The sequence below is a fragment of the Aeromonas sp. CA23 genome, from assembly GCF_002587065.1.
Classification (GTDB): domain Bacteria; phylum Pseudomonadota; class Gammaproteobacteria; order Enterobacterales; family Aeromonadaceae; genus Aeromonas; species Aeromonas bestiarum.
In genome coordinates, this window is record NZ_CP023818.1 from 4,589,057 (window position 1) to 4,603,445 (window position 14,389).

Annotated in this window: 15 protein-coding genes; all 15 read right to left on the reverse strand. The window is 58.6% G+C overall.

The genetic code is table 11. From position 1 onward, the window contains the following. Positions 1 to 27 precede the first annotated feature (27 nt). Positions 28 to 2,196: a chemotaxis protein CheA gene (locus CK910_RS21145; RefSeq protein ID WP_098984603.1), complete on the reverse strand. Its 2,169-nt coding sequence runs from the start codon at positions 2,194 to 2,196 to the stop codon at positions 28 to 30. An 11-nt stretch (positions 2,197 to 2,207) separates the two neighbouring features. Beyond that, a complete protein-coding gene (locus CK910_RS21150; RefSeq protein WP_098984604.1) occupies positions 2,208 to 2,948 on the reverse strand; it encodes a protein phosphatase CheZ in 741 nt (246 codons plus the stop codon). A gap of 12 nt (positions 2,949 to 2,960) precedes the next feature. Further along, the gene (gene cheY / locus CK910_RS21155; RefSeq protein WP_005298814.1) at positions 2,961 to 3,332 is read right to left on the reverse strand and encodes a chemotaxis response regulator CheY; all 372 of its coding nucleotides are present in this window, start codon (positions 3,330 to 3,332) and stop codon (positions 2,961 to 2,963) included. A 123-nt stretch (positions 3,333 to 3,455) separates the two neighbouring features. Continuing rightward, positions 3,456 to 4,175 carry an RNA polymerase sigma factor FliA gene (locus CK910_RS21160; RefSeq protein WP_043134697.1) on the reverse strand — a complete coding sequence of 240 codons (720 nt, stop codon included), beginning with the start codon at positions 4,173 to 4,175 and terminating at the stop codon, positions 3,456 to 3,458. Then, positions 4,168 to 5,043, reverse strand: coding sequence for a MinD/ParA family protein (locus CK910_RS21165; protein ID WP_042872011.1), 876 nt, complete (start codon positions 5,041 to 5,043; stop codon positions 4,168 to 4,170). Before CK910_RS21165 ends, CK910_RS21160 begins: the two co-directional genes overlap by 8 nt. A 1-nt stretch (position 5,044) precedes the next feature. After that, positions 5,045 to 6,463 (reverse strand): flagellar biosynthesis protein FlhF, encoded by a 1,419-nt coding sequence (gene flhF / locus CK910_RS21170; protein WP_043134696.1) that lies wholly within the window; start codon positions 6,461 to 6,463, stop codon positions 5,045 to 5,047. Between the two features lie 16 nt (positions 6,464 to 6,479). Continuing rightward, entirely contained in the window at positions 6,480 to 8,582 is a 2,103-nt protein-coding gene (flhA, locus tag CK910_RS21175; RefSeq protein ID WP_098984605.1) for a flagellar biosynthesis protein FlhA, read from the reverse strand. A 107-nt stretch (positions 8,583 to 8,689) separates the two neighbouring features. Then, positions 8,690 to 9,820, reverse strand: a complete 1,131-nt coding sequence (flhB, locus tag CK910_RS21180; RefSeq protein WP_098985195.1) for a flagellar biosynthesis protein FlhB — start codon at positions 9,818 to 9,820, stop codon at positions 8,690 to 8,692. Between the two features lie 86 nt (positions 9,821 to 9,906). Next, on the reverse strand, positions 9,907 to 10,704 hold the full coding sequence (gene fliR, locus CK910_RS21185) for a flagellar biosynthetic protein FliR (protein WP_098984606.1): 798 nt from the start codon (positions 10,702 to 10,704) through the stop codon (positions 9,907 to 9,909). A gap of 79 nt (positions 10,705 to 10,783) precedes the next feature. Next, on the reverse strand, positions 10,784 to 11,053 hold the full coding sequence (gene fliQ / locus CK910_RS21190; RefSeq protein ID WP_098984607.1) for a flagellar biosynthesis protein FliQ: 270 nt from the start codon (positions 11,051 to 11,053) through the stop codon (positions 10,784 to 10,786). 27 nt (positions 11,054 to 11,080) lie between these two features. After that, complete coding sequence (gene fliP, locus CK910_RS21195; RefSeq protein WP_098984608.1) at positions 11,081 to 11,860, reverse strand: flagellar type III secretion system pore protein FliP; 780 nt, start codon at positions 11,858 to 11,860, stop codon at positions 11,081 to 11,083. Next, a complete protein-coding gene (gene fliO / locus CK910_RS21200; protein WP_043134690.1) occupies positions 11,847 to 12,230 on the reverse strand; it encodes a flagellar biosynthetic protein FliO in 384 nt (127 codons plus the stop codon). Before fliO ends, fliP begins: the two co-directional genes overlap by 14 nt. A gap of 61 nt (positions 12,231 to 12,291) precedes the next feature. Further along, positions 12,292 to 12,684, reverse strand: a complete 393-nt coding sequence (fliN, locus tag CK910_RS21205; RefSeq protein ID WP_017412373.1) for a flagellar motor switch protein FliN — start codon at positions 12,682 to 12,684, stop codon at positions 12,292 to 12,294. Positions 12,685 to 12,735: 51 nt separating this feature from the next. Next, on the reverse strand, positions 12,736 to 13,806 hold the full coding sequence (gene fliM, locus CK910_RS21210; protein WP_043134689.1) for a flagellar motor switch protein FliM: 1,071 nt from the start codon (positions 13,804 to 13,806) through the stop codon (positions 12,736 to 12,738). Positions 13,807 to 13,815: 9 nt separating this feature from the next. Continuing rightward, the gene (gene fliL / locus CK910_RS21215) at positions 13,816 to 14,334 is read right to left on the reverse strand and encodes a flagellar basal body-associated protein FliL (protein WP_098984609.1); all 519 of its coding nucleotides are present in this window, start codon (positions 14,332 to 14,334) and stop codon (positions 13,816 to 13,818) included. Between the last annotated feature and the right edge of the window lie 55 nt (positions 14,335 to 14,389).

Below are 14,389 nucleotides of genomic sequence, written 5' to 3' on the forward strand. Positions count from 1 at the left end.
TTTTTCTAACTCCTTGGGCCTGAGCTATCAATGTCTACGCGCATATGCTTTGAGCAGACTCGGCACATCCAGAATGAGTGCAATACCACCATCGCTGGTGATGGTGGCCCCGGCCATGCCTGGGGTTCCTTGCAGCAGGTTGTCCAGCGGCTTGATCACCACCTCTTCCTGGCCAATCAGATTATCCACGACAAAGCCTATCTGCTGAGTGCCAATCTGCACTATGACCACATGGCCCGTATCCTGCCGTGACTTTTTGTTTGTCCCTTTTACCAGCCACTTGTGCAGATAGAAGAGCGGGATGGCCTTGTCGCGCACTATGATGGTGAGCTGACCGTCCACCATGTTGGCCTTCTTGAGGTCCAGATGGAAAATCTCGTTCACACACCCCAGCGGCAAGGCAAATGTCTGCTCGCCCACTTCCACCATCAGCGTTGGCAAGATGGCCAGGGTCAAGGGCACCTTGATCTCGAGGCGAGTGCCCTTACCCCAGGTAGAGTCGATATGCACAGAGCCATTGAGGCTCACTATGCTGGTCTTAACCACATCCATGCCGACACCGCGACCGGAGATATCGGAAATCTCGGACTTGGTCGAGAAACCGGGAGCAAAAATCAGGTTATAGGCATCGCTGTCGCTCATGCGCGCCGCCGTGTCTGCATCCAGTACGCCACGATTGATGGCGATGGACTTGAGCTTCTCCGGATCCATGCCGGCGCCATCGTCTTCGATACAAAGCAGAATGTGGTCACCCTGCTGGGAGGCGCTCAGGGTAATGGTGCCCTGCCGTGGCTTGCCCGCTTTTTCCCGCACATCCGGCATCTCGACCCCGTGGTCACAGGAGTTGCGCACCAGGTGAACCAGCGGATCGGCCAGGGCCTCGACCAGGTTCTTGTCCAGATCTGTCTCTTCCCCGACCATCACCAGCTCAATATCTTTCTTGAGGGTGCGGGCCAGATCGCGCACGACCCGGGGGAAGCGGCCGAATACTTTCTTGATGGGCTGCATGCGCGTCTTCATCACGGCGCCTTGCAGATCTGCGGTCACCACATCCAGATTGGCAACCGCTTTTGACATGTCTTCATCGTTGCTGGCGATCCCGAGGCTCACCAGACGATTCCGTACCAGCACCAATTCCCCCACCATGTTCATGATGACGTCCAGCGTCTTGGTATCCACCCGCACAGTGGTATCGCTTTGCACCGCATTCTCTGCTGGTGCAGCGGCTTGCTTGACGGGGGCTGGTGCCGGTTTGGCGGCAGCAACAGGCGCGGCTGCCGGTTTGGGTGCAGGAGCAGGCGTTGGCTTGGCAACGGGAGCAGGCGCCACAGGGGCTGCTGGCACCGGTGCGGCAACTGTTGGTGCAACAGGGGGCGTGATGCTGGTTTTTGGCCCTTGACCACGACCATGCAACTCATCGAGCAGACGTTCGAACTCATCATCATCGATCAGTTCGTCGACCTCTTTTTGCACCGACTTCAACGGATTGGTCTCAGGCGCGCCGCTATGCTGACCCTGACCATGCAACTGGTCGAGCAAGGCTTCAAACTCGTCGTCTGTGATATCCCCCGTACCGGTCAGCACTGGGCTCGCAACCGGAGTCGGGGCTCCGCCGACGCCATGCAGTTCATCGAGCAAGCGTTCGAACTCATCGGCCGAGATCTCATCGATGGAGCCGCCACCATTGACGGCGACGGGTGCGGCAACCGCTTCAGGCTCAGGAGCCGCGATCACCTCGTCAGCAGATGCCGCAGTCTCAGCGGGCGCACTATTGCCCGCCGAGGCGGTCAACAACTGCTCCTCGCCTTCTGGTTTGCAGAGCTCATGCAGGTCATGCAGAATTTCAGCGGAGGCAGGGCTAGGCGGTTCGCGATTTTGCACCTGGGCAAACATCACATTGATGGCATCCAGCGCCTGCAAAATGACATCCATCAATTCAGCCGTGACGGTTCGCTTGCCATTGCGCAAGATATCGAACACGTTTTCGGCACCGTGGCAAACGTCTACCAACTCACCCAGAGAGAGAAAACCGGCGCCGCCTTTGACGGTATGGAAGCCGCGAAATATGGCATTCAACAGATTCTTGTCATCGGGTCGCTTTTCCAAGTCGACCAGTTGTTCGGACAACTGTTCCAATATTTCGGATGCTTCGACCAAAAAGTCTTGCAGTATGTCTTCATCAACTTCGAAGGCCATGCGTCACTCCATTAAAATCCCAGGCTAGACAGCAGATCGTCCACATCATCCTGACCATTGACCACATCGGAACGAGTCTCAGGGTTCATGATGGGGCCTTCAGCTTCAATCCCGCTTACAGGAAGGCTGCGAGATGAATGCTCAACAGATGCCTCACCAAACATAGTCAGCATTTCTATTAATTTAGTTTCAACTTCCTGAACCAACTTGATGACCTTGCGGATCATCTGGCCGGTCAAATCCTGAAAATCTTGCGCCATCAGGATCTCTGTCAGCAGTTGCCGTAATTTATCGGCATCAGATTCAGAAGCCTTAATAAAATCATCCAGTTGGTGACACAAAGACTTAAATTGCCCGACATTCATCTCTCTGTTCATCAGGGCATTCCAGTTGGGCATAACCAGCTGGATGTTGTCATTGAGCCGGTCGGCAATCGGCAAACTGGCTTCCACCGCATCCATGGTGCGGTTGGCTGCCTTGTCTGTCATGTCGATGACGTAGCTGAGACGTTCCCGGGCATCGGGAATTTCATGGGTTGCCAGGTCGGGGATCCGGGAATCCAGCCGGAAATCTTGTAAGGAGCTGTGCAGTTGTCGGGTCAGCTGACCCACTTTGTCAAACAGAGCAGCCGCATTGGGAGCACATGCATCTGCGATGATAGTATCGGCCTGTTCAAATTCGCCTTGCTCAAGATGGGCAACAAGCATCCTTGCCTGATCGAGCGAAATCATTGCACTCGTTTTGGCCTTCATCCCTGCTGCTCCTTAGCCGATTCGTTCAAAGATTTTGTCGAGTTTCTCTTTGAGCGTTGCAGCGGTGAAAGGCTTGACGATATAGCCATTGACGCCCGCCTGGGCGGCTTCAATGATCTGTTCGCGCTTGGCTTCGGCCGTTACCATCAGTACCGGCAGATGCTTGAGCTTGTCATCGACACGAATAGCCTTGAGCAAGTCAATGCCTTGCATACCGGGCATGTTCCAGTCGGTGACGACAAACTGAAAATCACCATTTTTCAACATTGGCAAGGCCGTGTTGCCATCATCTGCTTCGTGGGTATTGTTAAATCCCAGGTCACGCAGCAAGTTCTTGATAATCCGGCGCATCGTTGAAAAATCGTCAACAATGAGGATTTTCATGTTCTTGTCCAAAATTCCCTCCTAAATAGCCGCCATAGCGGCTCACTTACATGATGCAGATCGCAGGTTTTGTTTTGCGGATTATGCCTTAGAGTTTTGTTTCAGTGTAGCCAGTACAAACACTTATACATGCCAATCTCTTAAACGAGCGCGTAATCTGTGCATGGCCTGACTGTGTATCTGGCTCACGCGAGACTCGCTGACATTCAATACCTCGCCTATTTCACGCAAGTTCAGTTCTTCATCGTAGTAAAGGGAGAGGACCAGCGCTTCCCGTTCCGGCAGACGGCCTATGTGTTCGGCCAGGGCGCCTTGAAAGCGCTCGGCTGCCAGCTCGTCAAACCCGCTGTTGCCTGCGGCATCGTCGGGGTGGCCTATCACATCCTCGCTGACCCCCAGATCCTCGATACCGATGATCTTGCCGCAGGAGACATCCTGCAGCATGGCGTGATACTCGCCGAGGCTGACCCCCATCTGGGCGGCCACCTCGGTATCACGGGCATCACGACCGTGTGCTTGTTCAACATTTTCGATGGCTTCGGCGATGGAGCGGCTGTTGCGGTGCACCGAGCGTGGCACCCAGTCCCCCCGCCGTATCTCGTCAAGCATGGAGCCGCGGATGCGGATCCCGGCATAGGTTTCAAAGCTGGCGCCCTTGCTGCCGTCAAAGTTGCGGGAAGCTTCGAGCAGCCCAATCATACCTGCCTGGATCAGGTCATCCAGCAAGACACTGCTTGGCAGGCGAGCCAATAAATGCTGGGCGATCCGTTTCACCAGCGGAGCATGACGCTCGACCAGCACATAGGAATCCTGATGACGCAAGTACGCTTGGGCTTTATTCACGGGAACCTTCCTGTGCTATGACCGGCCTTTGCAGCAAATTTTCCAGGAAAAATTCGAGATGACCGCCGGGTTGGTTAGGAATGGGCCAGCTTGCCGCCTTGTTGGCGAGGGCGCGAAACGCCAGCGCCGCAGGCGACTTGGGGAAGGCTTCGACAATCAGCTTCTGCTTGCGCACGGCGGCGCGCAGGTTGGTGTCGTAAGGTACGCACGCCACCAGCTCCAGCGAGGTATCCAGAAAGCGGTCCGTGACCCGGGTCAACTTGGCGTAGAGCTCCTGCCCTTCGCGCAGGCTGCGCACCATGTTGGCCACCACCTTGAAGCGAAACACGCCGTGATCCTTGGAGAGGATCTTGATCAGCGCGTAGGCATCCGTGATGGAGGTCGGCTCATCGCACACCACTATCATGATGTCCTGGGCGGCGCGGGTGAAGCTCAGCACCATGTCGGAGATCCCCGCCGCCGTATCCACCAGCAGTATGTCGACCTGGGTCTTCATCTCGCTGAAGGCGCGGATCAGTTCGGCATGCTGCACCGGAGAGAGCTCGACCATGGACTGGGTACCCGATGTGGCCGGCACTATCATCATGCCGTAGGGGCCCTCGACTATGATGTCGTCTATGGTGCACTCGCCAGCCAGGACATGGGAGAGGTTGCGGTGTACCCGCAGCCCCAGCATGACGTCAACGTTAGCAAGGCCAAGGTCGGCGTCCAGCACCATCACCCGTTTGCCTTGTGCGGCCATGGCGCCAGCCACGTTCAGGGTCACGTTGGTCTTGCCCACACCACCCTTGCCACCGGAAACGGCGATCACTTTTACTCGATTGTTTTGACGCATTTTGCGCAGACCACTCGCCTGATCCATATACATGTTACTCATAAAACTCCGAATCTTCGGCCTCGCCAAAGCCTGCACCCCAGAAATAGGGTTCTTCTGTTTCCCGCTCCAGCGAGCCCATGGCAGCTCCGACGAGCTGCGCCGCATTGGCAACTTGAATATCTTCCGGAACCCTTTGTCCATCAGTGATATAGCTGATGGGCAGTGCATTCTGGATACACACGTTAATCACTTCGCCCAGATTCAGACTCTCATCCAATTTGGTAAGTATGCAGCCGCTTAATGGAATACGCCGGAAATGGTCCACCGCCTCCTGCATCACCCGACGCTGGGAAGTGGCGGACATCACCAGGTAGCTGCGGATGCGTACCTTGGCATTCTTGACCAGGGTATCGAGCTGCTCGGTCAGACGGATATCCCGCTGCCCCACCCCGGCGGTATCGATCAGTACCAGCCGACGATGTCGGAACTGATAGAGCGCAGTGGCCAGCTCCTCGGCATCCCTTACCTGCCGTACCGGGCAGCCCATGATGCGACCATAGGTCTGCAACTGCTCATGGGCGCCGATCCGGTAGTTGTCCGTGGTGATGAGCGCCACCTGCTCGGCGCCATACTTCATGGCAAACCGCGCCGCCAGCTTGGCGATGGTAGTGGTCTTGCCCACCCCGGTCGGTCCGAGCAGGGCGACCGCCCCACCCTGACGTAAAATATCGTCTTCGCTGATCTTGAGCTGGGCCGTCAGCACCTCGGCCAGCTGGGCCATGGCCTGATGGATGGACATGTCCTCGGGAATGAGGCCAGCCAGCTGATCGGCAAACGCATCGTCAAAGCCTATCTTCTTGAGCTCCTTGATGAGCAGGGCCCGCATCGGCTCGCGACGTTCCACCTCCTGCCACATCAACCCGGAGATCTGGTGCTCCAGCAACTTGCGGATGCTGGCCATCTCCTTGCGCATCCCTTCCATCTCGGGATCCCGCTGTGCGGGCTGGGCAGCGCGACCGGGAGCGGCCGCCCTGGCCTTCGGCTTGGCGGGCTCGGGGGCAGCCCCCCACTGGCCCTGTTCGGCCAGCGTGCGGGGAGCTGAACCGGCGGCGGCAACGGGTGCCGCCCCCTTGAGACCGGCCGGATTGGCCGGGTTCAACTTCTGCTGGCGCGCCAGCAGAGCAGCCAGGGTATCGGCATAGTGTTCGTTCTGTTCCTGGGCCTGGGTGGGCGCAGGACGGGTCATCTGCCGTCCGGCAGACGAGATATTGACGCTCTCATCGTTCAACTGACGGCGAACCGGCGCATCTTTGGGTCCCGGGACCTGGGATTGATAATCGACAGCGGCGACTATCTCCACCCCACCTGTGACCTTCTTGTTGGACATGATGACGGCGTCGGGCCCGAGAGTCTCCTTGACCTCGGCCAGAGCCGTTCGCATGTCCTTGGCAAAAAACCGCTTAATCTTCACCCGTCATCTCCGCTAACTAGTTCTGTCCTACCGCACTGACGATGCGGATTTGCTTGTCATCAGGCACTTCCTGATAAGACAGAACGCGCAATCCAGGAATGGCATTCTTGACAAATTTCGCCAGGGTATTGCGCAGTATCCCTGATGTCAGAAGCACGGCCGGTTGGCCTTCCAGTTCTTGTCGTTGAGTGGCTTCCACCAGCGAGCGTTGCATCCGCTCCGCCAGGCCCGGCTCTATGCCGGCGCCATCACCACCCCCTGCCTGCAGGGATTGATGCAATATACGTTCCAATTCTGGTGCCAGGGTGATCACCGGCAGCTCGGGATCCGGGCCGGCAATCTCCTGCACTATCAGGCGACGCAGGGCGATACGGCAGGCTGCCGTCAGCACTTCCGGATCCGGACTGCGCGGGGCGTATTCCACCAGGGTCTGCAGGATAGTGCGCATATCGCGGATTGGCACGCCTTCATTGAGCAGATTCTGCAATACCTTCACCAGGTTACCCATGCTGATGACCTCAGGAACCAGTCCTTCCACCAGCTTGTTCTGATGCTTCCCTATCATGTCGAGCAGCTGCTGCACCTCGTCATGACCCAGCAGCAGGGCCGCATGGTTGGAGAGGATCTGGCTCAGATGAGTGGCGACCACTGTGGCGGTATCCACCACTGTATAGCCGAGGGTCTGGGCCTGGGAGACCTGCTCCTTGGCGACCCACACGGCTTCCAGCCCGAAGGCGGGATCCCGGGTGGCGATACCCTGGATCTGGCCGAACACCTGACCCGGATTGATGGCCATCTCCTTATCATGGTAAACATTGGCCTCGCCGGTACTGACTCCCATCAAGGTGATGCGATATTGGTTGGGTGCGAGATCCAGGTTGTCGCGAATGTGCACGGCCGGCACCAGAAAGCCCAGCTCCTGGGAGAGTTTCTTGCGTACCCCCTTGATCCGGTTGAGCAGCTCTCCGCCCTGATTGCGATCCACCAGCGGGATGAGCTGATAACCCACCTCCAGCCCTATGATGTCCACCGGCATCACGTCGTCCCAGCTCAGCTCTTTCTGTTCATGAGGTTGATCAGTCGTGGCGGGCATCAGTTCACCCTTGGCAGCCTTGGCGGCGGCACGCTTCTCGCGGCGCAGCAGCCACCAGGCACCGGCAGCCGAGAGAATCCCCAGGCTCAGGAAGGCAAAGTGCGGCATGCCGGGTACCAGCCCCATCATCAGCAGTATGCCGGCCGAGATGATCAGCGCCTTGGGGTTGTCAAACAACTGACCCAGCACGGCCGTGCCCATGTCCTGATCCGTGTTCTGCCGGGTCACTATGATGGCCGCGGCAATGGAGAGCAGCAGGGAGGGGATCTGGGCCACCAGACCGTCACCTATGGCCAGCAGGGTATAGATCTGGGCTGACTCACTGAAGGTCAGCTGGTGCTGCATCATGCCGATGATGAAGCCACCTATGATGTTGATGAAGAGGATCATGATGCCGGCGACGGCATCACCCTTCACGAATTTGGAGGCACCGTCCATGGAGCCGTAGAAGTCGGCTTCCTGGGTCACGTCCAGGCGGCGCTTCTTCGCCTCTTCCTGGTTGATAAGCCCGGCGTTCAAATCGGCATCTATGGCCATCTGTTTGCCTGGCATGGCATCCAGGGTAAAGCGGGCGCTCACCTCGGCGATCCGCCCGGCACCCTTGGTGATCACCACGAAGTTGATGATCATCAGGATCGTAAAGACGATGATGCCGACGGCATAGTTGCCGCCGATCACCACGTTGCCGAACGCCTCGATCACATGGCCGGCCGCCGCACTGCCGTTGTGGCCTTCCAGCAAGACCACCCGGGTTGACGCCACGTTGAGCGCCAGACGCAGCAAGGTGGCGAGCAGCAAGACGGTTGGAAAGGCGGCAAATTCCAGCGGCCGTCGGGTATAGACGGCAACCAGCAGCACCACTATGGAGAGCGCGATATTGAAGGAGAAGAGTACATCCAGCATCAGCGGCGGTATGGGCAACACGACCATACCCAGAGACGCCAGCACCAGCAGCGGTGTCCCCACCCCCTTGGTCAGCAATCCCCTGTGCTCTTTCAATCGGCCCAATGATGCCTGGAATTTCATCTTTTTTCTCAATCTCAAACCGCTGGTGCAAGATTAAAGCAAACATCAAGCCAACAATTCAATGCATTGATTTTAAATGATTTTATTTTGACTGTGTCAGAAGTTTGTCATTTGCGAAATTCAGGCGGAATGGGCAGATCCTTGGCGAGCGGATTGGGGCGCCGGCCACGGCCACGGCGGAACTTCTTGAGCTGATACACATAGGCCAGCACCTGAGCCACGGCGGCAAACAGCCCTTCCGGTATCTCGTGACCTATCTCGGTGGAGTGAAAGATGGCGCGGGTGAGCCCGGGAGAAGGCATGATGGGGATCTCGTACTCCCTTGCTATCTCCCGGATCTTCATCGCGATCTCATCAGTGCCCTTGGCTACGACCTTGGGCGCGGCCCCCGGCTTGGCGGTATCGTATTTGAGCGCCACCGAGTAGTGGGTCGGGTTGGTGATGACCACGTCCGCCTTGGGCACATCCCCCATCATGCGGCGCATCGCCATCTCCATCTGCAAGCGGCGGATCCGGCCCTTCACCTCGGGCTTGCCCTCGCTGTCCTTGAACTCGTCCTTGACCTCCTGCTTGGTCATCTTGAGCTGACGCATGTGGTTCCACTGCTGGAACGGCACGTCTATGGCCACTATGGGGATGAGGGCGCAACAGAGGATGATCAGCATCCACAGCAGCAGATCCAGCGCATCTATGATGCCACCAGGGTAGCCCTCCAGGGAGAGGTTGAGCAGGTGGTTGAACTGGCTCGACAGCATCCACCAGGCAAACAGGGTGATGAACACCACCTTGGCGATAGACTTGATCAGCTCGACCAGGGATTGCACCCCGAACATCCTCTTAAGGCCATTCAAGGGGCTCAGCTTGCTCCACTTGGGCAGCATGGCCTCGGAGGAGAAGTTCATGCCCCCCATCAGGGTGTTGCCAACGAAGGCGGCGATAGCCACCAGCATGAACAGCAGGCCGAGCGGATGCAGCAGCTCCCTCAACAGGGCGGGCACCATGGCCCCCATGGCATTGGGATCGAAGGCCTGGTCCCGATCGAGCGTGAAACCCATGGTGAGGATCTTGACCATGGCGCCGGCCAGACTCTCCTTGACCATCAAGAGACCAAAGACGGCCGCCAGCAGGACGCTGGCGGTACCCAGCTCCTTGGAACGTGCAATCTGCCCTTTTGCCCGGGCCTGTTGCAGTCGTTTGCCCGTGGGTTGTTCGGTACGTTCCTGATCGGTATCAGCCATGCTGCCGACCTCCGACACGCGGGAGCTTGCTTAGTTGTGCTCGCCCCCGGAAGGCATCGAGTCGTTCGCTACCCAGTTGCACGCAATCAGCCATTCTGGCCACCGAAGCACTGGACGTTGATGAGCTCGCAACTGGTCTCCTGCACCCGCTCCCACATGGAGTCGAAGTGGCCGAGGAAGCCGCCTATGGTGAGCCAGAGGATGAGCAGACCGGACATCATGCTGACCGCGAAACCTATGCTGAAGATGTTGAGCTGGGGCGCCGCCCGCGTCATGACCCCGAACGCAAAGTTGATGAGCAGCAGCGCAACTATGGCCGACAGCGCCATCACCAGCGAGGCCTGGTACATGACCCCCAGGAATCCGACCAGACTGCGGATGGCGGGCAGGGTGAGCCCGGCATCTGAGACCGGCAAGGTATCAAAGCTCAGCACCACCATGCGCAGCATGATGAGGTGGCCATCCACCGCCAGAAACACCAGGGTCGCCAGCATCAGATAGAACTGGCCCACCACGGGGGCCGACTGGCCGTTCATGGGATCCACCAGGGTGGCAAAGCCCAGACTGGTCTGCATGGCGATGACCTGACCGGCCATCACGAAGCTCTCCATCAGAAACTGGGTCATGAGGCCAAGCGCTATGCCGATGAGCAACTGCTGGGCCAACACCAGAAAACTGCCGACGGAGAACAGCTCTATCTTGGGCATGGGAGGCAACAGGGGGGCGATCATGAAGGTCAGCGCCAGCGCCAACCCGATACGGATACGGGCCGGTGTCAGGCGACTGCCAAACACCGCCATCACCATCAACAGGCCGCTCACCCGCGCCAACGGCCAGAGGATGGAAGACAACCACTCCATGATGAGAGCGGTCGTGTAGGTCATCTCACCACCCCGGGGGTGGCGTGAGATGCCGCCATCAGCGGGCCGTCAGGGGACGTCCCAGAGGCTTGCCGGGCATGGCTCATCCCACCACCTCGGGAATCTGGCTCACCATCAGCAGGAAGAAGTCCATCAGACTCTGCAAGCCCCAGTGCGCGCCCGCCCCCAGCGCAAACAGGGTGACGATGAGACGGGGCAGGAAGCTCAGGGTCTGTTCGTTGATGGAGGTGGCGGCCTGAAAGATGGCCACCAGCAGGCCGACGCACAGGCTCGGCAGGATCACGGCGCACACCATGACGGTCACCAGCCAGAGTGCCTCGCGAAAGACGTCGATAAAGGTTTCCGGACTCATGCCATTCGCTCCTTGCGTTTGTCCGCCTTAACCACCGGCACCCAGCCCGAAGCTGTTGGCGAGGGATCCCAGGATCAGGTTCCAGCCATCCACCATGACGAACAGCATCAGCTTGAACGGCAGTGATACCAGCATAGGCGACAGCATCATCATCCCCATGGCCATCAGGATACTGGCCACCACTAGGTCTATCACCAGGAAGGGCAGAAACAGCATGAAACCTATCTGGAAGGCGGTCTTCAGCTCGCTGGTGACGAACGCCGGGATCAACACCCGCAACGGCACCTCGGCGGGCTTGTCCACCTGCACGTTGGCTATCTCCATGAAGGTGTTGAGATCCTTGATCCGGGTCTGGGCCAGCATGAATTGATGGATGGGCAGCTCGGCCTTCTCCAGCGCCTCCTTGGCCTGGATCGTCTCGGCCAGATAGGGCTGCAGCGCCTCGTTGTTGATGCGATCCAGCACGGGCGACATGATGAAGAACGACATGAAAAGCGCAATGCCGACCAACACCTGGTTGGAGGGGCTCTGCTGCAGACCTATGGCCTGGCGCAGTATGCCCAGCACTATGATGATGCGGGTAAACGAGGTCATCATGATGACCATGGCCGGCAAGAAGGAGAGCGCCGTCATCAGCGCCAGCACTTGCAGGGTCAGGCTGTATTCCTGACTGCCGTCCGCCATGGTCTTGATGGTCACAGCCGACATGCCATCCTGGGCCAGTGCCAGCGGTGACAACAGGAGCAGGGATGCCAACAGGCCGACCAGCAGCCCAAGCTGTGACCATAAGCGGTTAGGTTTTTTCATGCTTGCCCATCAATTTGCCAAGCTGTTGGGAAAACGCCTGGGGCTGGCTCTCGTCCAGCGGCTCCTCCAGGCGATAGAGGAAGTTGACCTGCTGCGGCGTCACCCCGATCAGCAGTTGCTGCTCACCCACCTTGACCACCAGCAGCTTCTCCTTGTAACCCACCGGCAGGCTGGCGATGACCCGCATCTGGCCGCCGCCCATGGCGGTGGCTATCTTGCTCTTCTTGAGCAGAAAGCCCAGCACCAGGATGAGGCCTATGACCATCAGACTGGAGAGCAGCCAGGAGGTGAGGCTGGGGGGATTGGCCCCCGCACCGGGATTGGCCAGTGCCGGGAGGGACAACAGCAGTAACGGGAACGCGCGGATCATGTGAGTTTGTTGATCCTTTCGGCCTGATTGATGATGAGACCAGTCAACGCAATGATCCTGGTCATTTGAGTTTCTTGATCCTTTCAATCTGACTGATGACATCGGTCAGACGGATACCGAACTTGTCGTTCACCACCACCACCTCGCCGTGGGCGATCAGGGTGCCGTTGACCAGCACGTCCAGCGGCTCGCCCGCCACCCTATCCAGCTCCACCACCGAACCCTGGTTCAGCTGCAGCAGATTGCGGATGCTGATCTGGCTACGGCCCACTTCCATGGCGATGGTAACCGGGATGTCGAGTATGGTGTCGAGCTTGCGCCGCTCCTCGGCACTGATGGGGGCGTCATCGGTCAGCTCCTCGAGGGGAGCCGGCTTGGCTTCGGCAATCACCTGCTCTTCCAGGGCGGCTGCCCAGGCGTCCGCCATCAGATCCTCTTCATCAGTTCCGCTCATCTTGCTTCCTTATGCTGCTTCGTGACCGTCTGTCGTGACAGGCAGTCCATGTTATCGCTGTTGATCTTCGATGCTGCGCTCGAGCTCTTCCAGCTCGGCCTCACCATCGATGCGTATACCGCCCCGGGTCACCAGATGCATCTCTGTCTTGACCCCTTCCGGGCGTTTGAGTTTGTCGGTAATCTTGAGCGCCACATTCTCCTTGGTCCGCCCCATCTTGGCGTGGAAGGTGGGCAAATCTTCCACATAGACCAGCAGGTTCTCCGGCATCTCCACCGGTATGATGTCACCGGGTCGCAGCTCCATCAGCTCGCGCAGGGTCAGATCCGTCTCCAGCAGCTTGGCTCTGATCTCGACCTTGACGTCCATGATCTCGTCACGCAGCGCCTTGCTCCAGCGCACGTCCGTGTCACCCTTGTCGCTCTGCACACCGGCATCCAGCAGCTCGCGAATGGGCTCCAGCATGGAGTAAGGCATGGCCACGTGGAAATCCCCGCCGCCGCCATCGAGCTCGATGTGGAACGAGCTCACGACGATCACCTCGGTGGGGCTGACGATGTTGGCCATGGCAGGGTTCACCTCGGAGTCGAGGTATTCGAAGCCCACATCCATCACCGGCGCCCAGGCATCCTTGTAATCCTCAAACACCAGCTTGAGCAGCATCTGGATGATGCGCCGCTCGGTGGGGGTGAACTCGCGCCCCTCGATCTTGGCGTGATAGCGGCCATCGCCGCCGAAGAAGTTCTCCACCAGGATGAACACCAGGCGGGCTTCCATGGTGATGAGGGCCGTGCCCTTGAGCGGACGGAAGCGCACCATGTTCAGGCTGGTCGGCACGAACAGGGTATGGACGTACTCGCCGAACTTGAGCATCTGCACGCCGTTGATGGAGACCTCGGCGGTGCGGCGCATCATGTTGAACAGGCTGATCCGCATGTGGCGGGCAAAGCGCTCGTTCACCAGCTCCAGGGTCGGCATGCGACCACGGACGATGCGGTCCTGGGAGGAGAAGTCAAACTGGGCGACGCCGGGATCTCCCGCCGCGCCTATCTCTTCCTCTTCGACATCATCGACACCGTGCAAGAGGGCATCAATTTCGTCCTGACTTAACAGATCGCTCACGCATCACCCTTATTGCATTACAAAGCCGGTAAACAGCACTTGTTCGATAACGGGGGAAGAGACCAGGTCATTGAGCACCCGACGGCACTCTTCCAGTGAATCCTTGCGCAGCTTCTCCTTGCCTTCGAAGGTCATCAGCTGCTCGCTGGTAGCGGCACTGAAGACCCGCAGCAGGGTGCCTTCGATCAGGGGGACATTCTGCTTGGCCAGGGTCTCGTCGGCGGCGCCACGCACCATCAGCTGGATCTTGATCTGCACCAGTCGATCCCGCTGGCCACCCGAGACGTTGAACACGAAGGGGCGCGGCATGCCCACGTAGAGCGAGGGCTGGGCCGCCTCCTCCTTGGGCTTGGCATCCTTCCCTTCCGCCGAGGCTTCGGCCGCCGGCTTGTCGCCGCCGGACAACATCAGCCAGGCACCGGCACCACCGCCACCCAGCACAATCACGGCCAGGGCGACTACCATGATCAGCTTCTTTTTCTTGCCTACCGCCGGGTCTTTCAGCGTCAGTTCGTTATCATCTGCCATCCCTTGTCCACCCTAGTCTCAAACTTGTTCGATATCATAAACTTACTCAGGCTGG

Excerpts from the sequence above, each read along its gene's own strand:
- CK910_RS21145 (WP_098984603.1), bottom strand. The coding sequence starts at position 2,196 with ATGGCCTTCGAAGTTGATGAAGACATACTGCAAGACTTTTTGGTCGAA.
- CK910_RS21150 (WP_098984604.1), bottom strand. The coding sequence starts at position 2,948 with ATGAAGGCCAAAACGAGTGCAATGATTTCGCTCGATCAGGCAAGGATG.
- cheY (WP_005298814.1), bottom strand. The coding sequence starts at position 3,332 with ATGAAAATCCTCATTGTTGACGATTTTTCAACGATGCGCCGGATTATC.
- CK910_RS21165 (WP_042872011.1), bottom strand. The coding sequence starts at position 5,043 with ATGTATATGGATCAGGCGAGTGGTCTGCGCAAAATGCGTCAAAACAAT.
- flhA (WP_098984605.1), bottom strand. The coding sequence starts at position 8,582 with ATGAAATTCCAGGCATCATTGGGCCGATTGAAAGAGCACAGGGGATTG.
- flhB (WP_098985195.1), bottom strand. The coding sequence starts at position 9,820 with ATGGCTGATACCGATCAGGAACGTACCGAACAACCCACGGGCAAACGA.
- fliR (WP_098984606.1), bottom strand. The coding sequence starts at position 10,704 with ATGACCTACACGACCGCTCTCATCATGGAGTGGTTGTCTTCCATCCTC.
- fliQ (WP_098984607.1), bottom strand. The coding sequence starts at position 11,053 with ATGAGTCCGGAAACCTTTATCGACGTCTTTCGCGAGGCACTCTGGCTG.
- fliP (WP_098984608.1), bottom strand. The coding sequence starts at position 11,860 with ATGAAAAAACCTAACCGCTTATGGTCACAGCTTGGGCTGCTGGTCGGC.
- fliO (WP_043134690.1), bottom strand. The coding sequence starts at position 12,230 with ATGATCCGCGCGTTCCCGTTACTGCTGTTGTCCCTCCCGGCACTGGCC.
- fliN (WP_017412373.1), bottom strand. The coding sequence starts at position 12,684 with ATGAGCGGAACTGATGAAGAGGATCTGATGGCGGACGCCTGGGCAGCC.
- fliL (WP_098984609.1), bottom strand. The coding sequence starts at position 14,334 with ATGGCAGATGATAACGAACTGACGCTGAAAGACCCGGCGGTAGGCAAG.